The 24024-nt window shown below is 73.9% G+C and carries 14 protein-coding genes; 1 reads left to right on the forward strand and 13 read right to left on the reverse strand.

The annotated features are described in order from the left end of the window. Window positions 1-58: 58 nt before the first annotated feature. The 5 genes from DSM104299_RS22795 to DSM104299_RS22815 are packed head-to-tail and all read right to left on the reverse strand — an operon-like array spanning window position 59 to window position 6180. Window positions 59-1021, reverse strand: coding sequence for a glycosyltransferase family 2 protein (locus tag DSM104299_RS22795; RefSeq protein ID WP_272473962.1), 963 nt, complete (start codon window positions 1019-1021; stop codon window positions 59-61). Between the two features lie 17 nt (window positions 1022-1038). Further along, a complete protein-coding gene (locus tag DSM104299_RS22800) occupies window positions 1039-2205 on the reverse strand; it encodes a hypothetical protein (protein WP_272473963.1) in 1167 nt (388 codons plus the stop codon). Further along, window positions 2172-3299 carry a hypothetical protein gene (locus DSM104299_RS22805; RefSeq protein ID WP_272473964.1) on the reverse strand — a complete coding sequence of 376 codons (1128 nt, stop codon included), beginning with the start codon at window positions 3297-3299 and terminating at the stop codon, window positions 2172-2174. The genes DSM104299_RS22800 and DSM104299_RS22805 overlap by 34 nt, the downstream gene beginning before the upstream one ends. Continuing rightward, window positions 3296-4666: a glycosyltransferase gene (locus DSM104299_RS22810; protein ID WP_272473965.1), complete on the reverse strand. Its 1371-nt coding sequence runs from the start codon at window positions 4664-4666 to the stop codon at window positions 3296-3298. The genes DSM104299_RS22805 and DSM104299_RS22810 overlap by 4 nt, the downstream gene beginning before the upstream one ends. Next, complete coding sequence (locus tag DSM104299_RS22815) at window positions 4666-6180, reverse strand: MOP flippase family protein (protein WP_272473966.1); 1515 nt, start codon at window positions 6178-6180, stop codon at window positions 4666-4668. The genes DSM104299_RS22810 and DSM104299_RS22815 overlap by 1 nt, the downstream gene beginning before the upstream one ends. A 136-nt stretch (window positions 6181-6316) precedes the next feature. On the opposite strand from DSM104299_RS22815, the gene DSM104299_RS22820 reads away from it, so the two are divergent. Next, a complete protein-coding gene (locus DSM104299_RS22820; RefSeq protein WP_272473967.1) occupies window positions 6317-7192 on the forward strand; it encodes a glycosyltransferase family 2 protein in 876 nt (291 codons plus the stop codon). A gap of 19 nt (window positions 7193-7211) precedes the next feature. Here the strand turns inward: DSM104299_RS22820 and DSM104299_RS22825 are convergent, their stop codons facing one another. The 8 genes from DSM104299_RS22825 to DSM104299_RS22860 all read right to left on the reverse strand — a co-directional run bounded on the left by DSM104299_RS22825 (window position 7212) and on the right by DSM104299_RS22860 (window position 23972). Further along, on the reverse strand, window positions 7212-9095 hold the full coding sequence (locus DSM104299_RS22825) for a hypothetical protein (RefSeq protein ID WP_272473968.1): 1884 nt from the start codon (window positions 9093-9095) through the stop codon (window positions 7212-7214). A gap of 2 nt (window positions 9096-9097) precedes the next feature. Beyond that, entirely contained in the window at window positions 9098-10948 is a 1851-nt protein-coding gene (locus DSM104299_RS22830; RefSeq protein ID WP_272473969.1) for a right-handed parallel beta-helix repeat-containing protein, read from the reverse strand. A gap of 148 nt (window positions 10949-11096) precedes the next feature. Continuing rightward, window positions 11097-12617 carry an O-antigen ligase family protein gene (locus DSM104299_RS22835; protein ID WP_272473970.1) on the reverse strand — a complete coding sequence of 507 codons (1521 nt, stop codon included), beginning with the start codon at window positions 12615-12617 and terminating at the stop codon, window positions 11097-11099. A 12-nt stretch (window positions 12618-12629) separates the two neighbouring features. Continuing rightward, entirely contained in the window at window positions 12630-13466 is an 837-nt protein-coding gene (locus tag DSM104299_RS22840) for a hypothetical protein (RefSeq protein ID WP_272473971.1), read from the reverse strand. 123 nt (window positions 13467-13589) lie between these two features. Further along, entirely contained in the window at window positions 13590-16766 is a 3177-nt protein-coding gene (locus DSM104299_RS22845) for an Ig-like domain-containing protein (RefSeq protein WP_272473972.1), read from the reverse strand. A gap of 281 nt (window positions 16767-17047) precedes the next feature. Further along, a complete protein-coding gene (locus tag DSM104299_RS22850; protein ID WP_272473973.1) occupies window positions 17048-17920 on the reverse strand; it encodes a glycosyltransferase family 2 protein in 873 nt (290 codons plus the stop codon). A gap of 5 nt (window positions 17921-17925) precedes the next feature. Continuing rightward, on the reverse strand, window positions 17926-22659 hold the full coding sequence (locus DSM104299_RS22855) for an Ig-like domain-containing protein (protein ID WP_272473974.1): 4734 nt from the start codon (window positions 22657-22659) through the stop codon (window positions 17926-17928). Further along, a complete protein-coding gene (locus DSM104299_RS22860; protein WP_272473975.1) occupies window positions 22656-23972 on the reverse strand; it encodes a lipopolysaccharide biosynthesis protein in 1317 nt (438 codons plus the stop codon). Before DSM104299_RS22860 ends, DSM104299_RS22855 begins: the two co-directional genes overlap by 4 nt. Window positions 23973-24024 lie beyond the last annotated feature (52 nt).

A 24024-nucleotide genomic window follows, 5' to 3' on the forward strand; every position in this document is an offset into this window, starting at 1 on the left:
TCTATCGGCTGCCCCTGTCCGCGTCATGACCTCCGTGCCCAGGTTGCTGGACGTGGCGTCAGACGATCGGGACGCGGTACCGCACGGCGCCCTTGACCGTCGCCGCGACCTCGACGACGTCGTTGAGCACGTAGAACGGCATGTGCGCCGTGCCGCCGCCCTGCGCCTTGGCCCGGCCGCGGACGTTCATGAGGTAGGGCAGCGCGAAGAGCGCGGTGATCGGCGCCTTGCGCGTCGTGGCCGCCGCCAGCGCCGCCTGCAGCAGCAGCGGGTGCGTGCGCCGGTAGAAGACGCCCTGGGGCAGCAGGGCGCGCAGCTCCGGGTTGGCCTTGTAGGTCCGGACGTCCTCGGCGGCGCGCAGCGCGAACTTCAGCACGCCCTTGGGCCCGATCTGGTGCACGGCGTGGAAGACAAGCGCGTCGGGGGTGAACACGGGGGCCACGCCGTCGCCGACCGCGCGGAAGCCGAGGTCGGTGTCCTCCCCCGCGGGCGCCGGGTAGTTTTCGTCGAAGCCGCCGAGCCGCTCCAGCACCGCGCGCGGGTAGGCGATGTTGCAGGTCTCGTAATGCGGGCTCTGCGTCGGCAGGTCCAGCGTGCGCGCGAACGGGCTCATGCCGTCGATCTCGCGCGGGTCCGGCGCGGTGCGGCCCTGGACCAGGACGTCGTCGCGATCGCCCAGCGTCTCGAGCAGCGTCGCCAGCCACTCGGGCGACGGGCGGCAGTCGTCGTCGGTGAACGCGACGACCGGCGCGGTCGCCGTCCGCCAGCCGCGGTTGCGCGCCGCGGCCGGGCCGCCCGCCTTGGGCTGCGTGAGCACGGTCAGCGCCAGCGGGCCGGCGGCGGCCGCCCGCGCGAGCACCTCGGGCGTCGCGTCGCGCGAGCCGTCGTCGACGACGACCACGTCGAAGCGGTCGGTGCCGAGCGTCTGCCCGGCGAGCGCGTCGAGCAGGATCTGGACGCGCTCGGCGCGGTTGTGCGCGGCGGCGACGACGGTGATCAAGGGCGCGTTGGCAGTGGACATGTCGCTCCGGGCCGAGGCTATCTGGTCGGCCGATCGGTGGGCCCGCACTTGGCCCGCGACCAGCGGTTGTGCATGTACGTGATCCGGTCGTCGCACTGGTAGGCCTTCATCGGCGCGACGTTGCGCGACAGCACCCAGCGCTGCACGACGTCGCCCGCGGCCGGCAGCGCCCACGCCTGGTTCGAGCGGTTGCGCGTGATGTGCACGCCGATGCCGTTGCGCACCGACAGCGAGTAGTACGCGGGCGTGACTCCTGAGTGGTCGCTCGTGGCGCCGAAGAAGTTGTCCTCGATGACGACGTCGCGCACCGGGCCGCCGACGGTGCCGGCGATGTGCAGGTCGAACGTGTCGCAGCGCACGAAGCTCGAGCCGCGCACGGTCAGCCGCTGCACGTCGGAGATCTGCAGGCACTCGATGTGCTTGCCGGCGGTCCGGACCTGCCAGTCGTGGAAGCGCACGCCGTCGAACAGGATGTTGCGCGGCACGATCGGCGGCTGCGCGCCGTAGACGGCGGACACGTCGGGGTGGAAGTCGGCGCCCGGGCCGACGCTGCCGCCGACCATCGCGAAGTTCGTCGAGCCCTCCAGGAACAGCCCGCCGGCGACAGTGACCCGGCGCAGCGTGACGCGGTCGCAGCGGTGGATCAGGACGCCCGCGACCGTGACGCCGCCGAGGTCGAACGCGCCCGCGCCGACGTCGCCGGTCCACGGCCCGCAGCGCAGCTCCTCGAACGCGACCTTCGCGCCGGGCGCCGGCCGGACCACGACGGGCGCGCTGCCCGCCGGCCGAGCGTCGCTCTTCAGGATCTGCGGGCCGTACCGGCCGGCGGCCAGCTGCACGCCGGCGCCCGGCTTCGCCTTGCCCAGCGCGGCGTCCAGGCTCCCGCACGGGGCAGCGGCCGTGCAGTCCTCACCGGTCGCGCCCGGCGCCACGAAGATCGTCGGCGCGACGCGCTTGGGCTCGGGCGGCGCGGGGATGCCGATGTGCTTCGGCGTGGCCGCGGTCGCGTCGGGCACGGCGTCCGAGCCGCCGTCGAAGACTCGCGGCCCGAGCGTGCCGAGCAGCGCCGCGGCGCCCAGCAGCAACGCGGCGAGGGCCAGCAGTCGCACCGGCCCGCGCGGCGAGGTGGGCGTGGCGGAGCGCAGCGCTCTCAGCCCTGGAGCGCCGACTCGCGACCGGCCCACGCCTCGAGGGTCCAGCCCATCGAGTACGGACGGTCGGTCGGGTTGACCTCGGTCAGGCGCGCGGTGCGCCCCGGCGTCGGCAGCCCGGCGCGCGACGCGGCGGTGCGGGCGGCCAGCGCGCCGCGGTCCGGGCCCTTGCGGCGGCGGATCGAGCGCAGGACGAGCTGCTCGCCCGGCTCGACCATGTCGCGGGCGAGCTCGTTCTGCCCCCAGATCCAGCGCAGGCCGTGGCCGACGGCGCGCACGTAGCGCTCGTCGCCGCAGACCTCGGCGAGGTCCAGCAGCGCCATCGGCGCCATCGCGTGCTGATGGACGCAGTAGATCTCGTAGCGCTCGACGACGGTGCCGCGCTCGGCGTCGAACAGCCACGGCCAGCCGCCGTCGGGAAGCTGGAGCTCCAGCAGCCGGTCGGCCAGCGCCTGGGCGGCCGGCAGCGCGCGCGGGTCCAGCCCGTGGCGCGCGACGGCGGTCAGCGCCTGCACGGCGTAGATCTGCGTGGCGAAGTTCGGGAAGCGCCGGCGCCAGCCCGCGGCGCCGTGGTGGCGGAACAGGCCGCTCTGCGCGCGGTTGGCGCCGAGCAGCTGGTCCAGCGCGCGTGCCAGCAGGCGCTCGCCCTCGACGCCGCCGCCGGCCGCGACGTGATGCGCCAGCCCGGTGACGATCCAGCCCATCTCCATGCCCAGCCGCGCGGGCAGGCCGCCGCCGGAGGCCAGCGCGACGTCCAGGCGGGCGGCGTAGCCGGCGCCGCGGCCCCAGCCGCCGCGCGCGTCGGCCCAGAGGTACAGGCCGTAGTCGCCCGGGTCCAGCTCGGCGTCGTCGAGGTTGGCCTCCAGCGCGGCCTCGACCTGCGCGAGGTCGAGCGTCGGCGCGTAGCCGGCAGCTTGCGCCTTCTGGAGGCCGAGCAGCGCCATCAGCGTGTAGCGCAGGGAGCGGCCGCGCGTGCCGGCCTCGCCGAGGACGCGCTCGTAGCAGAGCACGCCGGGCTCGTCGGCGCGGGCGAACGTAGGGATCGAGGCCAGCGCGAGCTCGACGAGGCCGCCGACCTCGTCGCGCGTGGCCTCGGGCACGGTGGTGGTCTTCGCCGTGGTCGTCACAGGGTGCTCCCGGTCAGCGCCGGCGGGCCGGCGGTGGTCGTGTCGGTGGGTCGGCTCGCCAGCGCGCCGTCGAAGGCGCGGGCGAGCTCGCGGTTCAGGTGGGCGCGCTCCAGGCCGGCCAGCAGCCAGCCGCGCTGCGCGGCGACCGACGGGCGGCGCGTGCCGCGCAGCGCCTCGGCGGTGATCGCGGCGGCCATGCCGTCGACGTCGTCGGGGCGGACGACGGTCGACGCCTCCGCCCGCGAGAAGATCTCGCGCCCGTCGCCGTCGGGCATCGCGGCGAGGATCGGCCGGCCCGAGGCGAGGTACTCATAGCCCTTGCACGGGACCATCCGGGCGCGGTGGCCGGTGGGCAGGTCCTGCATCGGCAGGAACAGCAGGTCGGCGGAGCGGATCAGCGCGATCGTCTCGTCGTGACTGCGGTAGCCGAGCAGCTCGACCCCGTCCAGGCCCTCGACCGCGCGGCGGTCGGCGTCGGTCAGCGGGCCGGCCAGGTGCAGCTCGATGCGGCCGGCGAGCTCGGGGTGCTCGGCCAGGACGCGGTCCAGCGCGCGGCGCAGGAAGACGGGCGAGCGCGTGAGCACCTCGACCGGCTGGTCGGCGCCGCCGCCCAGCAGCGCGCGGCGGCGGGCCGAGGCGGCCAGCGACTCGCCGAGCGCCGTGTGGAAGCTCCCGGTGTGGACGATGCGGAAGGCGTCGTCGGCCCGGACCGGCTCGGGCGCGGCGAAGTCCGCGGCGTCGTAGCCGACCGGGAGCGCCAGGACCGTGCGGTCGCGCAGCGGCGGGAAGGCGTCGCGCAGCGCGGACGCCGCCTCGGCGGTGTTCATCACGACGACGTCGGCGGCGGTCACCGCGCGGCGCATGCCGGCGCGGTCGGCGCGCCGGTGCCCGGCGGTCGGGTAGACGCGCATCTCGTCCAGCGCCCACGGGTCGCCCATGTCGATCACCAGCGGGACGCCGCGCTCGCGAGCCACGCGGACGCCGGCGTGCGCGGTGGCGTCCGGGCCGAGGTCGGCGTAGACGAGGTCGACGTCGGCGACCTCGCGCGCGGTCGCGACGAAGCCCTCGCGCAGCCAGCTCTCCCACGAGCCCGGCCGGGCCAGGAGGCGGTCGACGCGGTCGCGCGTCGTGCCGCCGTGCGGCGGCTCCGGCGTCGCGATGCGATGGACCTCGACGTCGCCGAGCAGCGCGCGCAGCGTGTCGTCCTGCGGGCTGAAGCGCCCGAACGACTCGCCCGGGCCGGTCACGACGACGGGCTGGTAGCCCAGCGCCGGCAGCCGCTGCACGAGCGTGACGCCGCGCAGCGCGCCGGCACCGCCCAGCGGCGGGAAGAAGTAGTTGAGGATCAACACCCGGCGCAGGGCCATCAGCTCGGCTCCGGCGCGACGACGACGACCGGACCGCGACCGCTGCGCACCTCGCTCAGCGCGCCCTGGACCTCGGTGCGCAGCTCCGGGATCCGCCACCACGCGGCGAGCGCGTAGGCGAGCATGCCGACCGCGATGGTCAGCGCCAGCCGCGCGAGCTGCCCGACCGCGGTGCCGATCAGCAGCTCGTGCGCGGCGACCGTCGCCGCGGCCATCAGCGCGCTGGCCTGCGCGACGCCCCACAGCGCGCGCGGGATGGTCCAGAACGACACGCCCAGCTCGCGGGAGGTGAGGTAGGTCAGGATCGGCTCGATGAACGTGCTCGAGATCGCGTAGGCGATCGCGACGCCCAGCACGCCCCAGTGCAGGCCGATGGCGAACGCCATGATGTGCCCGCAGGTGAAGATCACCATGTAGCGGAACACCAGCTGCGTCCGGGCGCGCGCCTGCAGGATGTCGATGTTGAGGACCTGGATCGTCTGCAGGATCCCGACCCACGCCAGTGCCTGGATCAGCGGAGCCGCCTCGGCCCAGCGCGCGCCGAGGACGACCGCGACGAAGTCCGGGGCGACGACCACCAGGCCGACGAGCGCCGGGACCGCGGCCGCGGCCAGGACACGCGTCACGCGCACCCAGCCCGCGACGATCCGTGCCGGGTCGTCCTGCATCTCGGCGAAGGCCGGCCACAGCACGCGCTGGATCGGCCCCGCGATCCGGCTGAACGGCACGAGCATCACGTTGTAGGCGATGGTGTACGCGCCGAGCGCGGCGGCGCCGACGAAGCGCCCGATCAGGATGTTGTCCGCGTTGCGGTGCACGTAGAAGAGCAGGCGGTGGCCGACGAGCCAGCCCGAGAAGCCCCACATCCTGCGCAGCGCCGCGCGCGAGAAGGTCAGGCTCGGCCGCCACGAGGACGCGAACCACAGCAGCGCCGCGCCGACCGTCGCCTCGGCCAGCTGCTGGCCGATGATCGCCCACGCGCCGCCGCCGTTCAGCGCGATCGTGACGCCGACGATCGCGCCGCCCGCGGTCCCGACCATGTTGCGGACCTCGAGCGCGCGGAACGACATCGCCCGCACCAGCAGCGCCTCCTGCGTGGCGCCGATCGACGTGATGATGAAGACCAGCGAGAAGACCTGGCAGAGGTGCGTGACCTCCGGCTCGCCGTAGAAGCGGGCCAGTAGCCCGGAGCACGCGGCGGCCACGCCGGTGAAGACGACGCCGGAGCCGACCGTCGTCCAGAACGCCGTGGAGCGGTCGTCCTCCTCGAGCTCCTTGGCCTGCACCAGCGCCGCGCCGAGGCCGAGGTCGGAGAAGACGAGGACGAGGCTCGAGAAGACGAGCACCATGGCCGCCTTGCCGAAGTCGTCGGGCGCGAGCAGGCGGGCGAGGACGAGCGCGACGATCAGGCGCGACACCTGCATCGTGGCCTGCGATCCGGCGCTCCACGCCAAGCCGCGCAGGACTCTCCCGGCGAGCGGGCGGCGTGGCGCGTCTGCGTCCGTGCTCGCCATTGACCAGAAGGTATCCCGGTTGCGCCCAGGCTCCGAGGGCTTGTCCTAGACCTATGGCCAGCGGCGCGTCACCCGCGCGGATGGCCTGCACGGACGGGTAGGGCCGCGCAGCATCCGTGCGCGTAGCTTGGCCTCCATGAGCAGCCCGCTGCCCAGCTACGCCATCGTCACGCCGGCGCGCAACGAGCGCGAGAACATCGAGCGCCTGGCCGAGTCCGTGGTCGCCCAGAACGTGCCGCCCGCCGCGTGGATCATCGTCGACGACGGCTCCGACGACGGCATGGACGAGGTCGCGCAGCGCCTCGCCGGCGAGCACGCGTTCATCCACCTGGAGCGCACGAACGAGGGCAGCGACAAGCTCGAGGAGGGTCGCCGCCAGGGACGCGACCTGCTCGCCTTCCGCCTCGGCGTCCGGCGCCTGCCCGCACCGGTCGACGTCTTCGTCAAGGTCGACGCCGACACCTCGTTCGACGCCGACTACTTCGGCGAGCTGATGGCGAAGTTCGCCGCCGACCCGCAGCTCGGCATCGGCGGCGGCACCTGCTACGAGCTCGAAGACGGCGTCTGGGAGCGCGTGAAGGTCAACGCGGCCCACCCGCGCGGCGCGTCGCGCGCCTACCGCTGGGCGCTGTACGACGACGTCATGGACCTGGAGCCGACGCTGGGCTGGGACGGCGTCGACGAGGTCATGGCCGAGCTGCGCGGCTTCCACACCCAGGGCTTCACCGACATCGGGTTCCGCCACCACCGCCGCGTCGGCGAGCGCGAGGGCCGCCTGCGCGCGGGCTCGGCGCTCGGCCGCCAGGCCTGGTACATGGGCTACCGCCCGAGCTACCTGATGCTCCGCGCCGCCTACCGCTCGCGCACGAACGTCGCGTCGATCGCGATGGTCTACGGCTACGCCGCCGCGGCCGCCGCGCGCGACCCGCGCTGCCCGCAGCCGCTGGTCGTCGACCGCGTGCGCGACCAGCAGCGGCTGCGCGAGGTGCTGCGCAGCCGCGTGCCGGTCTGAGCGCGCGCGATCGATCCGGCTACAGCCCGAGCGCGGGCCGCAGCACCTGGTCCCACAGCGTGCGCGAGTACGGGAACGAGAAGTTCGCGTTGTCGTCGCGCAGCACGCCCTCCGACGGCGCGTCCGGGATGTACTGCAGCGAGCCGCTGGCGTAGCCGCGGTAGCCCTTGGACAGCTTGTACCAGAGGTCGGGCACGCCGATCTTCAGCCGCGCGCGGACCGCGTCGGCCTCCGTCCCGTTCTGCCACAGCCCCGTCGCGAGCATCACGATGGCGTTGTTCTGATTGGTCCGGAAGCCGTCGTAGCCGTACAGCGCCGAGCTGCGCACGCCGCCGCCGTCGACGCCGTCGAGCTCCTGCAGCTCACCGGTCGCGCCCTTGTTGGCCAGGCCCGAGCAGCCGCTGACGATGACGCCCGCCGGCCCGCCCGAGGTGCTGATGCCCGCGCCGTTGTTGAGCCCGCACGCGACCTTAGCGTTGTACGTGTTCTCGGTCAGGTTGCGCGCCAGCGCCATGTCCTGGTCCAGGCGCAGGCCCTTGTAGCGGTAGCCGCGCACCGCGGCCTGCACGGTCGCCGCCGACGGCGCCGCCGAGGACGGGTTGCTGGCCTTCCAGGAGAACGTCGCGGCCTGGTTGGTCAGGCCGGCGCTCTTGAGCTGGGACAGGAAGCTCGCCGCGTCGTAGTTGTCCAACACGGACTGCGCCGCCACGCCGCCGCCGAAGTAGCCGGCGCCGACGACCATCATCCCGATCATGCCCTCGCGGTAGTTGGGGTTCCAGTCGCGGTTGACGTCGGTGTCGCCGTCGAGCGTGACCTGCTGGCCGCCCGACTTGACGTAGGGGTTGCTGTCGGAGGTCGTGAACGCCGAGCCGACCAGCGCACCGGTCATGACGAGGTCGACCTTGCGGCGGTCGCTCTCGCTCAGCTGGTTCCACACGCGCGGCGTGCGGCGGGCCAGGACGAGCATGCCCTCGACCCAGCGCTCGTGCTGGGCGGGGTAGCCGCCGTTGGCGACCGGCTCGTTGCCGCCCGCCACCAGGTCGCGGATGTGGGCGAGCAGGCGCGCGTCGGCCGACGTGTCGCCAGCGTAGGACGCGGTCGCCAGGACCATGCTCGCCCCACCGCCCCAGCCGTCGCTCGTGTCGGCGCCGCCGGGGTAGCTGCGCCCGTAGCGGATGAAGGGCGCGCTCTTGGCGCTGGCCAGCGCGGCCGCGCTCGGCGCGCCGAGCGTCGCGACCGGCGGCAGCGACGCCGTCGGGGGCGGCGGCGTGCTCAGGCCCGGCGAGGACGCGCCGGGCGCGGCGCCGCCGGCGGCCGGGGCGGCCGGCGCGACGGTCGGGGCCGGCGCGGCGGCGGAGGTGTCCCCCGCGCCGGGCGCGCCGTCAGGCGCGACCGCGCCCGCCGCCAGCATGCAGCGCGACGACGACGCGCCGCTGCGCCACGTGGCCGGCAGCGCGGTGAGGTGGCGCGACGCGCTGCGCTCGCTGCGGCAGCTCGCCTTGGCCGCCCTGCTGCGCAGGGCGCCGCCGCGCGTGAGCACGGCGACCCAGTAGCGATGGCCGGCGACCAGCTGCACCTGCGGCACGGTCACCAGGCGCCAGCCCGGCTTGACGGCCGTCGTGCGGCCCACGGTCAGCCGCCGGCCCGGATGGCCGGAGCGGTCGGCGTAGATCCCGACCGACAGGGAGCGTGCCCGCGCAGGGGCGCTCACCAGCACGCGGACCTGCGTGACCGCGGCGCTCGTCCGCGCCTTGCCGAGGATGGCGCGGGCGGTCCCGGTCGGGGTGGTCACCTTCCCGCGCGCGGCCTTCTGGGGGCCGAGCGAGACGGTCGACGCCCCGGCGGGGACGGCCGACAGCAGGGCCGTCGCGCAGACCGCGGCGGCCGTGATCCGAGCGTGCATGGTCACTGCCCTTCGTATGGCCCGATGTCGGGCGTAGCGTCGCGGGCCTTCCCGCGGAGGTCGTACTGCGTGCTCAGCGCGGGGTCGCCGCCGTTGAGCATCTTGGAGCCGCTGGCCGGGCGGTAGTCGTTGTTGCCGGCGTTGACGAACCCCGACGCGCCCTTCCTGTCCGTGCTGCCGCACGTCGCGTCCGTCCACAGGTTGTGGCTGAACGCGATCCGGTTGTCGCACTGGTTGGACCCCAGCACCGCCGCGTTGTTGGCCACGGTCCAGTTCTGGACGGTGTCCGACGACGACGGCAGCGCGAAGGCCTGGTCGGAGGCGTTGTTGCGGATCATCACGCCGAGCCCGTCGCGGACCGACAGCCCGTAGTAGGCCGGCGTCGCGCCGCTGTGGTCGGTGCTCGGGCGGAACGTGTTGTTCTCGATCACGACGTTCTGGACCGGGCCGGAGACCGTGCCGTCCACATGCAGGTCGAACGTGTCGCAGTTCTCGAACGTCGAGTTGCGCAGCGTGAAGTTCACGACGTCGGAGACCTGCAGGCACTCCATGTGCACGTTGGTGTCGTCGTGCGTCCAGTCGTGGAAGCGCACGCCCTCGAAGAGCACGTCGTGGGGGACGCTGCCGTTCACGACCTGCACGTCGGGGTGGTAGTTGTGGCCCGGGCCCATGCTGCCGCCGACCATCGAGAAGCGCGTGGACCCGTCGACGAACACGCCGCCGGCCATCGTGACGCGGCGCAGCGTGAAGCCGTTGCAACGCTGGGTCAGGACGTCGCCCGTGGTCATGTCGGCGAGCTCGACCTGGTTGGGCCCGAGGTCGCCGGCGTACTTGCCGCAGTGGACCTCACCGGTCTTGACGCTCGCGCCCGGCGCCGGGCGGAACACGACGACCGCGCCGGTCGCCGACTTGCTCGAGTCCGCGGTCATGTCCTGCACGCCGTAGGTGCCGCCCGCGACCTGCACGAGCTGGCCCGGCTTGGCGACGTGGTAGGCGCGGTCGAACGTCGCGCACGGCGCGCCCGCGCTGCACGCGGCGCCGTCGTTGCCGTTGGGCGCGACGAACACCGAGGGCGAGGAGACCGACGGCTCGGGCGGCGCGGTCAGGCCGGCGGGCTTGCCGCTGGCCGGCGTGCCGGGGCCCGACGGCGCGGCGGGCGGCGCCGCCGGCGGGGTCGCGCCGGCCACGGGAGCGGCGGTCGCTGGCGTGGACCTGCCCGCGGCGCCGACCTTCGTCACGCTGCCGTCGGCGCCCTGCACGGTCGCGTCGGACGACGGCGTGTAGGCCACGAACTTCCCGCCGCTGAGGCGGTAGTAGGTCGCGACGTCGCGCGTGGTCTTGTTCGCCAGCCGCTCGCGCTCGACGACGCGGATCTCGGTCGCGCCGGCGTTGGCGCCGGAGACCTGGACGAGCTCGACCCGCGAGCCGGCCCAGCGCTTGCGCAGCGACGAGCGCCGCGAGTCATAGCGGAACAGCGACCCCGCGTGCCGGCCGTTCCACGACAGCAGCGCGGCGACGGTGCGCGCCGGGGCCTTGCGCGTGGTCCGGGCGACGTACCAGACGTCCTTGCGGCCGTCGCCCGTGACGTCGGCGACGTCGAGCGCCGACATGCGGCGCGCCTTCGGCGACAGCCACGTGATGACGGTCTTGCCCGAGCGCCGGTCGCGCACCTGCAGGCGCACCCAGCCGCCGGACAGGTGGGCGGCGCGCACGGTCTCGGCGCGGGCGTCGGAATCCAGGTTGGCCCGAACGTTGCTCGGGGTGCGCGCCAAAGCGACGGCCGCGGGAATCGCGACCGCCAGCAGGGCGACGAACAGCATGAAGCTGAGGGGCGACCGCAGCGCGATGCGCATAGGTCCTCCTTTTGATCGGCATACCGTCGCTCGTGCCGGACCGGGACCGTGACGAGCTGACAGCACCTCCCGCACGGCCACTCCCTGGCCGCGCGCCGGTCAACATCGGCAGGCTGCTACCCACAGCCTGCTCAGTGCACGCGGCAGGCTATCGGACGAGCGTGACGGAGGGACCCGCGACAGGCCGCTTGCACAAGCGGCATGCCGGGATCGCGATGCCCATCAAGGCGAACATCAAGAAGGTGCATTGGAAGAACGAGAAGGCGTCGAACGTCAACGCGCCAACCGCGAACGACGCGATCGACCCCGCCAGCCCGATCAGCAGCCAGCTGTAGGGCTCCTCCGCCTTGCGTGACGCGCTGGCCGTTCGCCGCACCGACGAGCAGATCAGCCAGAGGAGGCCGATCACCCCCAGCAGACCCGTCTCCAGCAGGCTGGCCAGCCACTGGTCGTCGAGGATCGCGGCGTTGAGGTTCGGATCCGCCGGCGCGGTGATCCGTGTGCCGAAGCCCTCGCCGAAGACGGGCTTCTTGGACCACTCGGCGATCGTCGGGCCCCAGTCGGCCAGGCGGTTGGACGACGTCATGCCCGCCTGCGTCTGCTGCTCGGCGACGATCCCGCCCGACGGGAAGAACGCGCTCTTGAGGCCGCCGATCGCGCCCGGCGCGAGGAAGTGCACGACGACCAGGAACGGCAGCAGCCACGGCCACAGCGACAGCACCTGGCGCGGCTTGAGCGCGAGGTAGGTGAAGAAGATGACCAGCAGCATCACCGAGCCGGTGCGCGCGACCGTCGCGAACGCCGCGACGCCGATCAGCGCGGTGGCAAACCACCAGCGCTTGCCGCCGAACGCCTTGCCGAGGTAGATGCCCAGCGGCAGCAGCATCACCAGCGCGGCCGAGAGCGCGATCGGGTGCGGCGCCGAAGCGTAGATCCGGGCGCCGCTGCCGCGCGCCTCGATGTGGTCCGGCACGCCGCCGGGCACGAGGCGCAGGATCGGGATGCCCCGGTCGAGGTGGTCGAAGATGTTGAAGCCCGAGTGGTACTGGATGATCGCGAAGAACGAGACCACCGCCCCGCCGCCGACCAGCGCCTTGATGACGAGGTTGAGGTGGTCGCGCGTCGCGATCACCGCGCTGAAGAACAGCAGGACGAACAGGAAGCTGGCGAACATGCTCACCTGCTTGATCACCGCCGACTGCACGCCCGGCAGCGCGAGCCGGTCGGGGTTCAGCCCGATCCCGCCGATGATCGTGATCGACAGCAGGAACAGCGGCAGGAACAGCCCGGTCCGGCGCCAGCGCGTGTCGGGCTGGGCCAGCAGCGACGCGCCCCAGATCAGCGCCACCACCGCGACCAGCGCCCGGTAGGGCTCGAGGTTGAACGGCAGCGTGACCGGGAAGTCGTAGCGCCCGATCGGGATCAGCAGGATGCACAGGATCACCGTGACCGCCAGCGAGTGCCAGCGGAGGACGACCTTGTGCGTGGCGAACGCGATCAGCGCGCCGTCGACCACCACGGCGCCGGCGAGGGCGCCCTTGGCGCCGGCGACGACCGTCGCGGCCAGCAGCAGGACGGCGGCGAGCGCGAAGCCCACGACGGCCAGCGTGGGCGGCGCCGTGCGTCCGGGGGGCGTGACCCGGACGGGCGGAAGCGCGGTGGTGGCCATCGCGGACGCCGGCTAGGCGCTGGGCCGGACCTTCTCGGCCGGCGGCTCGACGGTGACGGGCGGCCAGGCCTTGTGATCGTCGATGCGCGCGGTCGCCCCGTCGGTCCATGCCCCCTCGTCGATCGGGTCCTCGAGGCGCAGCCCGGCGTTGCGGACCGGCGTCGGGTAGAGGTTCTCGAGGATGTAGAGGAGCAGCAGGGTGCCGACCATGATCAGGACGAACGCCACGACGCTCAGCGTCGGGGTGCGGCCGCTCTCGATCTTGCCGGGCAGCGGCGGGTTGAGGACCTGGATCTGCACGCGCTGGCCGTCCGGCACGTTGCTCTTGTCGAGCTGCGCGTTGAGGTAGCCCTTCATCGCCTTGATGGCCTTCTCGTTGAGCTGCTGCGCGCCGATGGCGGTGTTGCCCTTGGCGGTCAGCTCGAGCAGCGGCAGCGCGTCGCCGGAGCCGGTCGCCTGCCAGATCACGTTGATCTGGCCGGGCTCGGGCAGCGGGCGGATCAGCGCGCGGACCTCGTCGGACTGGGCGAGGTAGGCGTACACGATCGCGAGGTTCGAGAAGCGCGCCGGGTCGGCGAAGTCGACGCCGTCGGCCTTGTCGGCCGGCGTCGGCGCGGCCGAGGCCTGGCCGCTGACCGCGCCCGGGAGCGTGACGCGGCCCCACGGGAAGCCCGGCTGGGTGACGAAGAGGCGCGACTTGGTGGCGTACACCGCCTCGCTCCGCCACTCCAGGCCCGCGCCCGCCGGCTTGAACGTCGCGAAGATGCCGAGCACGATGGCGAGGAGGAAGCCCACGATCAGGAGGAGCTTCCACCGCATCCAGACGCGAAGGTGGTGCCTGAGGTCCATGCCCGGATCGTAGGTGCCATCCGGCACCTCGTCGCCCCGGACTAGCCCTCCGTCTAGGGGCCTCCCCTCCCTGCGGCGAGGGGCCGGACGAACGGTCGATGCCGTTCGCCCGGCGCCCCGGAATCAGGACTCGTTGAGGCCCGCGATGCAGAGGCCGCCGCGGGCGATCTGCAGCGAGGCCCTGCCGCTCTTGTCGAGGCGGAGCGTGCGCGTGACCTTCGCCGCCGGCCGGCCCTCGACACAGGAGGTGAGCGTCACCCTGACCTTCTTGCCCGCGGCGCCGGTCAGCGTCAGCGCGGTGGCGTCGGCGCCCGCCGCAGCTGAGCGGGCGCTGAGCGTCGCGGCCTTCGCGGCGGCCTTGGCCGCCTTGCCGGTGCCGCGAACCAGCAGCGCCCACGAGCTGGCCTGGCCGGCGTCGTCGAAGGCCCGCACCGTGAGGGTGTGCGCGCCGCCCGACAGGAGGCCGGTCCGGTAGGTGGCGGTCGGCTTGGACGACGAGGAGACGACCTTGCCGTCGACCAGGAACTCGACGGTCTGGACCGTGCCGTCGTCGGTCGCGGAGGCCGCCAGCGTCGCCGCCGACGGAGCCGACGCCGTGACGCCGCGGACCCGGACGTTCAGCCTCGGCGCCTTGTTGTTGCCCTTGCCGGGCTTGGCGGCCGTCGTGGCCGGCCCGGTCGGGCGCGGCGTGGTCGGTGCGATCGGCGTGGTCGGGGCCGCCGGCGCGGCTGGCGCGGCCGGCGCCGGATCGGTGACCGCCGGCGTACCGGCGTCGACGCCCGGCAGCGGCGGCAGCGCCACGGTCCAGGTCGTGGTCGCCGGCGAGGCGTCGGTGTTGCCGGCCGCGTCGACGGCGCGCACCTGGAAGGTGTGCGTGCCGAACGCCAGCCCGTCGACCTGCTCGGGCGACGTGCAGGCGTGCCAGGCGCCGTCGTCGACCCGGCACTCGAAGCGCACGCCGCCGTCGGGCGAGGAGAACGTGAGGGTCGCCGAGCCGGTGAGCTCGACCAGCAGCGGGCCGCCGCCGATCGTCGTCTCCGGCGCGCGGGTGTCGACCGTGAACGTCACCGAGGCGGGCGTCGCGTCGGTGTTGCCCGCGGCGTCCTTGGCGCGCACCGCGATCGTGTGCTCGCCGTCGACCAGCGCGGACGGCGTATACGGGCTGGAGCAGGCCTTCCAGGCGCCGCCGTCGACGCGGCACTGGAACGTCGAGCCCGGCTCGGTCGCGGAGAGCGCGAGCGACGGCGTGGGGTCGGCGGTCGTGCCGGTCGGGCCCGAGTCGATCGCCGTGTCCGGCGCGGTGGTGTCGGCCGGGGCGTTGACCGTCCAGCTCGACGTCGCCGGCGAGGCGTCGGTGTTGCCGGCCGCGTCGGTGGCGCGCACGCTGAAGGTGTGCGCGCCGGTCGTCAGCGCGCTGTAGGCCTTGGGCGAGGCGCAGGAGCCCCATGCCCCGGCGTCCAGCTTGCACTCGAACGTGGAGCCCGACTCCGTGGCCGTGAATGAGAACGACGCGGAGGTCGAGGTCGTCGGCGAGGACGGCTGCGCGGTGATCGTCGTGTTCGGCGCGGTGGTGTCGGCCGGGGTGCCGATCGTCCAGGTCACGGTCGCCGGCGAGGCGTCCGCGTTGCCCGCCGCGTCGGTCGCCTTGACCGAGAACGTGTGGTCGCCGATCGCGAGCGAGCTGTAGGCCTTGGGCGACGTGCACGACGCGTAGGCGCCGGCGTCGAGCTTGCACGCGAACGTCGAGCCGGACTCCGAGCTGCTGAAGGAGAACGAGGCGGACGTCGCGGTGGTCGGCTGCGTCGGCTGCGCGGTGATCGTCGTGTCCGGCGCGGTGGTGTCGGCCGGCGACGTGACCGTCCACGTCGCGGCGGCCGCCGTGGCGTCGGTGTTGCCGGCGGCGTCGGTGGCGCGCACGCTGAACGTGTGCGAGCCGGTCGCGAGCGAGCTGTAGGCCTTGGGCGACGTGCACGCCGCGTAGGCGCCGGCGTCGAGCTTGCACGCGAACGTCGAGCCCGACTCGCTGGCGCTGAACGAGAGCGACGCCGACGTCGAGGTCGTCGAGCCCGTGGGCGCGGCGGTGATCGTCGTGTCCGGCGCGGTGGTGTCGCCGGGCGCCGTGCTGGAGCCGAGCTCGTAGGCGCCGGCGTCGGGCGCGCCGCCGGCCGGGCGGGCGTTGCCCTCGATGTCGGTGGTCGGGAAGCTCGCGGGGTCGCCGTGGTTGACGGCGGGCGACGAGCTCTTGAGGTGGTAGTCGGTGGCGCTGGCGAAGCCGGGGTCGCCGACGTACTGGTCGGTGGAGCCGCAGGGGCCGGCGTCGCGCCAGGCGACCGCGATCCAGACGTTGTGGGAGTAGGTCGCGTAGGAGTGGCAGAAGTCCTTGTCCAGGACGTTGCCGATGACCTTGAAGTTGCTGGCGCCGGCGCCGTCGTCGGGCATGTACCAGCCGGCGGGCGAGCTGTTGTTGCGGATCGTGACGTTGACGCCGTTGCGGATCGAGAGGCCGTGGTAGGCCGTCAGGCAGCCGCACGAGTTGGTCGGCTCGTCGAAGGTGGAGTTCTCGATGGTGATGTTCTTGACGCCCCACTCCGTGTTCTGGATGTGCAGGCCGAAGGTGTCGCAGTTGGGGCCGAAGTGCGAGTTGCGGATCGTCAGGCCGTCGACGTCGGAGACCTGCAGGCACTCGACGTGGTCCTGGGCCGTGGCGACCAGGACGTCGTGCAGGTGCACGCCGTCGATCAGGATGTTGCTGGAGGGCACGGTCGTCGAGCCGGACTTCCAGACCTGGATGTCGGGGTGCGTGCCGTTGTTGGTGCCGCCGACCGAGCCGCCGATGATCGAGATGCCGTCGGCGCCGTTGGTCCAGAAGTTGCCGTGCATGTCGAGGTTGCGGAACGTGAGGTCCTGGGCCCGGTTGGCCGTGAACCCGTCGATGTCCATATCCTGGATCGTCATGTGCCGACCGCCGAGATCCGCGTAGTACTGCCCGAAGTCCAGGAAGCCGACCTTCGGCACCGCGCCCGCCGCCGGCTTGAAGGTCACGTCGACGTCCGAGCTCTTGGAGGCGTCGTAGGACAGGACCTGGTCGCCGTAGGTGCCACCGGCGACCTGGACGGTGTCGCCCTGCGCGGCCGCGGTGTAGGCGCGGCCGAAGGACTTGCACGGCGCCGCGCTGGTGCACGCGGCGGAGTCCGAGCCGGACGGCGAGAGGTACAGCGTGGACGCGCTCGCCGCGCCGGCGAAGGCGAGCAGCAGGCAGAGCGCGAGCAGCGCACAGCGAAGTGGGCGGAACGAAGACATGGGCAACCCTTCCAGCAAGGAACGCGGAGTGAACAGGCATCTGCATCAGTGCAGGGGCTGTCGCGGGCGCCCTGCCTCTGAACTCACTGGACCGGAGTTGTCTGTCACGCCCCCGGGGGTCGGGGACGCGTCTGTGGCCTCATCGGCGCGTCGGGGAACGCGCATGACGTCAGCCCTCAGAACCTCGACAGTTGACCTACAACGGCCGCGTGCCGACGTCTGGACCACGCACCATGCACCCGCCGATCGGCGGGATGTTCACGCCGTGCGGTCGTCTGCCCCTAGGGGCGGGTCAGCGCGGCGCGCAGCGCGGCCAGATGGCCGCGGCGCTTGGCCGGCTGGGCGACGTTGATCGCCGCGTGCGTGAGGTGCCCGGCCGCGATGCCCAGGCGCTGGGCCCGGGCCGCCCAGGGACCGTCGTGCTTGGCCGCGTAGCGCACGCGGCTGGTCGCGAGCACCGGGAACAGGCCGGTGCGCGGCGCCGACGCGCCGCCCTGGTGGTAGGCGACGGCCGTCGGCTCGTACCGGATCCGGTGGCCGCGGGCGCGGATGCGCGCGCAGAGGTCCGTGTCCTCGCAGTACAGGAAGAAGCCCTCGTCCATCCCGCCGATCTCGGCGAGCACGGAGCGGCGCATGAGCATGCACGCGCCGGAGACCCACTCGGGGTAGCCGACGCGGTCGTACTCCTCGAAGCGCCGGTTGATCTCGTCGGTCCAGCGCGCCCGCGGCAGGACGCGGTGCAGGTACAGCGCCTGCGCCCAGGTCGAGACCACGCGCGGGAAGCGGCGGATGCTCGGCATCAGCGTGCCGTCGCCGTCGATCAGCTTCGGCCCCACGAGCCCGACGTCCGGCTCGGCGTCGAGCACCGCGACCATCCGGTCGAGGTCGGCCTGCGCGAGCACCGCGTCGGGGTTGACGAGCAGGATGTAGGGCGCCTGGCCCTGCGCGGCGCCGAGGTTGCAGCCGAACGAGAAGCCGCCGTTGCGCCCCGACCGCACCGCGAGGACGTCGAGGTCGGCGACGACGCCGAGCGACTCCTCGGGCGAGTCGTTGTCGACCACGCAGACCGCGACGTGGTCCATGCCGGCCAGCGGCTGCACGCAGGCGCGCAGCGTGTCGGCGCTGTTGTAGCTGACGATGACGGCGTCGACCACGGCGCTCACTGGACCTCGGGATCGATGAAGTAGTTGCTGTTGCCCCACGTCTGCGTCGGGAACGTCCCGGCCGCGTCGGCGTAGACGCCGTTGGCGCCGTCGACGACCGACGACAGCGGCCCGTCGCTCACGCCCGCGCCCAGCGCGGAGTTGGCCGACATCCCGAACTTGCTGTTGACGCCGACCGAGAGGACGTAGGTCTGCCCCGCGGTCAGCGACGCCGGCGTGCTCAGCGCGACGCGCTGCCAGCCCTGGTTGGACTCGGCGCCGAACGCGACGCTGGCGACCGGCGTGCCGTCGCTCGTCCAGAGCCTGGCGGTGTGGCCGTCGGTCTCCCACGGGTCTTTGTAGAAGCGGACCCCGGTGAGCGTCGCCGCGCGGCTGACGTGGAACTTCACGCCGAGCTCGAGCGAGTACGGGCCGCCGCCGCTGCGGCCGTTGCTCGTGTCGAGCGTGCTCGCGGCCGGCGTCGGGTTGCCGCCCCACAGCCGGCACGGGCAGCTGCTGCCGGTCGTGAAGACCAAGTTGTAGGGGTTGGCGAGCGCCGCGCCGGTGTCGCTGTGCGCGCCGGTCGTGACGGTCAAGGTGTAGGTCGCGGCCTCGGCCAGCGGCGCGGTCGGCGTCGCGGTGACCGTGCGCCCGTCGCCCGAGACGCCGAGCGTCGTCGCGACCGCGCCGCCGGGGCCGGTCAGCGCGACGGTCGCGCCCGTGAGCGTCGCGGGGTCCATGCGCTGGTCGAACGTCAGCGACGGCGCCGTGCCGATCGCCATGCCGGTCGCGCCCTGCGCGGGCGCCGTCGACGCCACGGTGGGCGCGATCACGGCGGAGGCCGTCGCGAAGGTGGAGGTCACGGCCGCGGCCAGCGGCGTGTCGTCGTCGGAGCGCAGCGCGGTCGACAGCCGCACGGTGTAGGTGGCGCCGGCCGTCAGCGAGGCGCTCGGCGTGAGCGTCACGGTCCGCGTGTCGTCGTCGTAGCTCAGCGCCGCGGGCACCGCCGTGCTGGCCGCGTCGGTCAGCCGGACGCTGCTCGCGTCGATCGTCGACTCGTCCAGCGGCTGGGTGAAGGAGATCCGGACCGGCGCGCTGGTGGCGACGCCGGTCGCGCCGGCGGCGGGCACGATCGACGTGACCTGCGGAACGCGGGCAGGCGCGGTGGCGAGCCGGACGACCGGGTCGATGAAGTAGTTGGTCCACTGGTAGCTGGAGGCCGGGAACAGGCCGGGCGCGTCGTTGTACACGCCGTTGGTGCCATCGGCGAGGCTCGAGAGCGGCCCGCTGGCGATCGGATCCCTCATCGACCAGCCGGTCTTCGCCCACTTGCTGTTCGCGTTGACCGAGACCGTGTAGACCTGGCCAGCGGTCAGCGCGACCGGCGTCGCGAGCGGCTGGCGCTGCCAGCCCGAGGCGGTCTCGTTGGCGAACGTCGCCTGGCCGAGCAGCTGGCCGGCGGCGTTCCACACGCGGCCGACGTGCGTCCCGGTCTCGCCGGGCGACTTGTAGAAGCGGACCGCGACGAGATCGGCGTCGGCCTGCGACGTCACGCGGACGCCGAGCTCGAACGTCCCGGACAGCCCGGTCTCGGCCGGCGTCTGGCCGGCGAGCAGCGAGCACGGGCAGCGCGCGGTGGTGAAGGTCCAGGTGACCGGCGCGCCGAGCGGCGTGCCGTTGGGCTCGGCGATCGCGGTGCTCAGCGTCGCGGTGTAGGTCGCGTCGGTGGCGAGCTGGGCCAGCGGGCGCAGGACGGCCTGGCGCCGGACGGCGTCGTAGGCGACGGTCGCCGCGACGGGCGCGCCGGTCGCCGTGGTGAGCGTGAACGACTGGCCGGTGACCGTGGCCGCCGCGAGGTCGCGGTCGAACGTCGCCTTGACCGCGGTGCCGTTGAACGCTTCGCCGGCGCCGGCGGCCGGCAGCAGCGCCGTGACGGTCGGGGCGCTCGGCGCCGACGGCGCCGTCGAGAACCACCACAGCGTCGGGTCGATCGGCGCGCCGTCGGCGGCGCGGATCCCGGCCGCGACGCGGACGCGGTAGTTGGCGAGCACGGCGAGCGGCGCGCTGGGCGTCAGCGTCGCGGTGCGCGTCGTCGGGTCGTAGCTGAGCTGCGCGGCCACCGCGTCGCCGTCGGCGTCGTCGAGGGCGACGCGCTCGGCGGTCAGCGTCGCGGCGTCGATCGCCCGCGAGAACGTGACGCGGACGTCGGCCGACGGCGAGACGCCGGTGGCCAGCGGCGCCGGCGACTGCGCGCTGACGCTCAGGTTCGTGGAGGTCGTGAAGGTCCAGGACGTCGTCGCCAGCGGCGCGCCGCCCTCGGCCTGCACGCCGTCGAGCGTCACGGTGTAGGTGGTGGCCTCGGTCAGCGCCGCGTCGGGCGCGAGCGCGATCGTGCGGGTCTCGGCGTCGTAGGCGACGGCGGCCGCGACCGGCGCGGCCGCGCCCGCGCGCAGCGTCGCGGTCGACGCCGTCACGGTGTCGGGATCCAGCGCGCGGTTGGCCGTGGCGGTGACGCTCGCGTCGACCGGGACGGTGGTCGCGCCGTCGGCCGGCGTGGTCGCCGTCAGCGTCGGCGGCGCGCCGGCGCCCGGCGTGAAGGAGCGGGTGACGGCCGCGGCGAGGCCGTCGCCGGCCCAGCTCCGCAGGCCCGTCCCGAGCGTGAGCGTGTACAGCGCGTTGGCGGCCAGCAGCGCGTCGGGCGTGACCGTGATCGTCCGGGTCGCGCGGTCCCAGGCGACGTCGGCCGCGACGGCGGCGTCGCCGGTCTCGAGCGTGACGCTGTCGCCGTCGACCGTGGACGGGTCGAGCTCGCGATCGAACGTCGCGGTGATCGCCGCGGTCGGCGCGACGCCGGTCTCACCGGCGGCCGGAGCGCCGCCGGTGACCTGAGGGGGGCCGGGCTCGTCGAAGGTCAGCGCCGGATCCGGCGTGGTCGCGACGGCGCCCATGTCGGCCAGGACGTTGGCGGTCGCCTGGCGGATGCGCCCGTTGGCGTCCTCGGTGCCGTCGACGTTCGGCGCCAGCCCGCGCGACCAGAAGTTCGTGCCCGTGTCGAAGACGAGCGCGCCGCTGGGCGCGGTGTAGATGGTGGACATCTGCGTCGTCGCGCCCGGGGTGTTGGCCGCGCCGCTGCCCTGCGCGATGCCGCCGTCGACCGGCGTCGACGCCAGGGTCTTGACGCCCGCGGGCTCCTCGCCGTTGGCGACGCGCTTGTCCCACTCCCAGCCGACGAGGCCGGTGCCCAGCGTCGTCGTGGCGTCCGCCGCCTGGTCGCCGAGCGTCGTGTGGCGCCACACGCGGTCGCGGCCCTCGGCGCCGGAGACCTTCAGGCCCCACGCCGCGCTCGAGTTGTCGCCGGCGTACATCTGGCCGATCAGCGCGTTCTCGGGCTGGTTGGGGCCGGCGGGGTCGCGCCATGTGGCGGTCGGGCCGTCGGGATCGGGGTCGCCGCCCTGGGTCGTCTTGTACTCGACGAGCGTGCGGCGGTCGCTGCCGGCCTCGTAGCGCGCACGCCAGTACGAGGCGTTGGCGCCGAGGAAGACGAGCGAGGTGCCGTGGTCGCGCGCCGCCGCGAAGGCGTCGCGGATGCCCTGCGTCCAGTACTCGTCGTGGACGCCGGAGATCACGATCCGGTGGTCCTGCAGCTGATCGGGGTCGCGATCGACGTCGGGGTCGGCGAGGTAGCTGACGTCGTAGCCCTGGCGCTCGAGCCAGCTGACGGCGGCGACGTCGGTGCGCGGGTAGTAGTCGCGCATGAAGTCGCCGGTCCACGCCTGGGCGTAGGGCCGGTCGTAGGAGACCTTCACCGCGCGCGGGCCGTGCGCCAGCGCCGTGTCGCCGGTGCTCGAGTTGAAGTCGTAGATCGACTTGCCGCCCCAGTTGTTGTAGGCCTGATAGGTGTTCGTGGGCACCTTGTAGGCCAACTGCGAGTGGCTGCCGTCGTCGCGGACGACCAGCACGATCTCGCCGTGCGCGTCGTTGTCCTCGCGCGTGAGCTTGAGCAGGTAGACGCCCGACGGCCAGTCGGTCGTCGTCGTCACCGTCGCCTTGGCCGACCAGCCCGAGCAGTCGGTGGTGCCGGTCGTGCCGGGGTCCGAGACGCACTCGGGCTGCCACGTCGCCTCACGGGCGGGGATCGTGGAGACGAGGCGGCCCTGGTCGCCGCCGTACCAGCCGGTCCGGTAGATGTCGACGTGGAACGGCACGTCGGCGTTGGCCGTGTCGACCTTGAGGTCGACGCTGCCGCCGGCGTTCACGCTGGCCGCGGTGGCGTAGCCCTCGATGCCGTCGTCGTAGGTGCGCCCGGCGTCGGTCGTCTTCCAGCCGGTGTCGCCCGGGAAGCAGTTCTCCTGGGCGACCGCGTTGTCGCCGTCGCAGGTCGCCGCGCGCGGCTCGGCGGCTGCGAGCTGGCCGGGATCGGAGGCGCCGGCGCCGTTGGCGGCGCGCACCGCGTAGAAGTACTTGGTGGCGTTGGTCGCCGTCGGGTCGGTGTACCGCGTGGCCGTCGGGCTGGCGATCAGCGTGTCGACGTGCGCCGCGTCGGTGCCGCGGTACACGCGGTAGCTCGTGGCGCCGTCGGCGTCCTGCCACGCCAGGCCGACGCTGCCGTCCAGCGCGATCGCGGTCAGGCCGCCGGGCACGCCCGGCGTCTCGTCGGCGTGCAGCACCGCGGCCTGCGCCCAGGCGCCGGCGGCGAGGATCAGCACCAGGACGCCGAGCCGGCGTCCCCAGGTCGCGCGCGACGCGGTCACCGCGTCCTCCAGACCGACGCCATCGACACGACGCCGGCGAGGATGCTCGCGATGCCGAAGGCGAAGCTGACGCGGTGGAAGGCCGAGCCGGGGAGCAGCAGCTCGAGCGCGATGAAGGCGATCGCGGCGAGCGCCCAGCCGACCGCGGCGCGGCCGGCCCGGCCGCGCGCGAGCAGCGCCTGGCAGAACGTCCCGGCCGCGAGGAAGCCGCCGATCCCGACCGCCATCGCGGCGAGGTCGACGCGGCCGGCCTCGAAGCCGGCGCCGAACATCACCGACATGGCGAACGGCCCGATCGCGAGCGCGCCGGCGGCGACGAGCGCCGAGAAGCCGGTGAGGATCAGCGCGACCGTCACCGTCGCCCGGTTGAGGCGGGCGCGCTCGCCGTTGGCCTCGAAGGTCGTGAGGTTCGGCAGCAGCGAGGCCTGGATGCCCTGGAAGACGAAGACCGGCGCGCGCACGAGCAGCGTCGCGGCGAAGAGGACGCCCGCGTCGTGGTCGGCGTGCGGGCCGCCGGCGATGAGCACCAGCAGCGGACCGCCGCTGACGAGGATCTGCTCGCAGCCGGCGATCACCGCCGCGGGCGCGGCGAAGCGGATCGCCGAGCCGAGCGGGTAGGGCTCGGCGTCGCCGCCCTCCCCCGCGATCAGGTGCAGGGTCGTCCGGCGGTCCATCAGCCCGGGCGCGACCGCGCCACCGATCGCGGCCAGCGCGATCGCGGCCGCGGCGATGGCCGGCGAGGCGATGAAGATCAGCGGGAGCGCGACGACCACGCGGATCGCGCCGTCGGCGAAGAGCAGGACGCCGTAGCCGCCGAACCAGCGCACGCCGCCCATCAGGCCGCGCACGAAGTAGGAGACGCCGTAGCCGGCCAGTCCGAGGACCAGCGCGGCCGTCAGGACGGCGCGGCCGCCGAAGAGACCGTCGGTGATCGGGCCCCACAGGGCGAGCAGCACGACCGTGGAGACCACCGCGACCACGGCCGCCAGGCGCGCGGCGGAGCGGACGACGGGCCGGGCGTCGCCGCCGCGGGCCACCTGGTCGGAGATCGCGCGCGACAGCGTCTGCTCCAGCGGGCGGTAGAGCAGCACCGCGAGCAGGAACATCCCGGCCCACAGCGCGCCGACGCCGCCGTAGACGTCGGGGCCGAGCGTGCGGGCCGCGAGCACGTTGAACGCGTAGGCGAGCACGCCGGAGGCCAGCGTGCCGACCGACATCAGCGCGGCATCGCGCTTGTCGACGGCCTCGAGCCGCGGGCGACGGGCCTCGGCCGGGACGGCCTCTGGGGTCGCGAGTGCGGTGGTGGTGCTCATCGTCTCGGCGACGCTACTCGCGGGGTCCTGCCACGGACACCGGCGGGCGACC

The organism is Baekduia alba (assembly GCF_028416635.1).
GTDB lineage: Bacteria > Actinomycetota > Thermoleophilia > Solirubrobacterales > Solirubrobacteraceae > Baekduia > Baekduia alba.

Coding starts and splice junctions, on each gene's coding strand:
- DSM104299_RS22795 (WP_272473962.1), bottom strand. CDS start 1,021: ATGTCCACTGCCAACGCGCCCTTGATCACCGTCGTCGCCGCCGCGCAC.
- DSM104299_RS22810 (WP_272473965.1), bottom strand. CDS start 4,666: ATGGCCCTGCGCCGGGTGTTGATCCTCAACTACTTCTTCCCGCCGCTG.
- DSM104299_RS22815 (WP_272473966.1), bottom strand. CDS start 6,180: ATGGCGAGCACGGACGCAGACGCGCCACGCCGCCCGCTCGCCGGGAGA.
- DSM104299_RS22820 (WP_272473967.1), top strand. CDS start 6,317: ATGAGCAGCCCGCTGCCCAGCTACGCCATCGTCACGCCGGCGCGCAAC.
- DSM104299_RS22825 (WP_272473968.1), bottom strand. CDS start 9,095: ATGCACGCTCGGATCACGGCCGCCGCGGTCTGCGCGACGGCCCTGCTG.
- DSM104299_RS22830 (WP_272473969.1), bottom strand. CDS start 10,948: ATGCGCATCGCGCTGCGGTCGCCCCTCAGCTTCATGCTGTTCGTCGCC.
- DSM104299_RS22835 (WP_272473970.1), bottom strand. CDS start 12,617: ATGGCCACCACCGCGCTTCCGCCCGTCCGGGTCACGCCCCCCGGACGC.
- DSM104299_RS22840 (WP_272473971.1), bottom strand. CDS start 13,466: ATGGACCTCAGGCACCACCTTCGCGTCTGGATGCGGTGGAAGCTCCTC.
- DSM104299_RS22845 (WP_272473972.1), bottom strand. CDS start 16,766: ATGTCTTCGTTCCGCCCACTTCGCTGTGCGCTGCTCGCGCTCTGCCTG.
- DSM104299_RS22860 (WP_272473975.1), bottom strand. CDS start 23,972: ATGAGCACCACCACCGCACTCGCGACCCCAGAGGCCGTCCCGGCCGAG.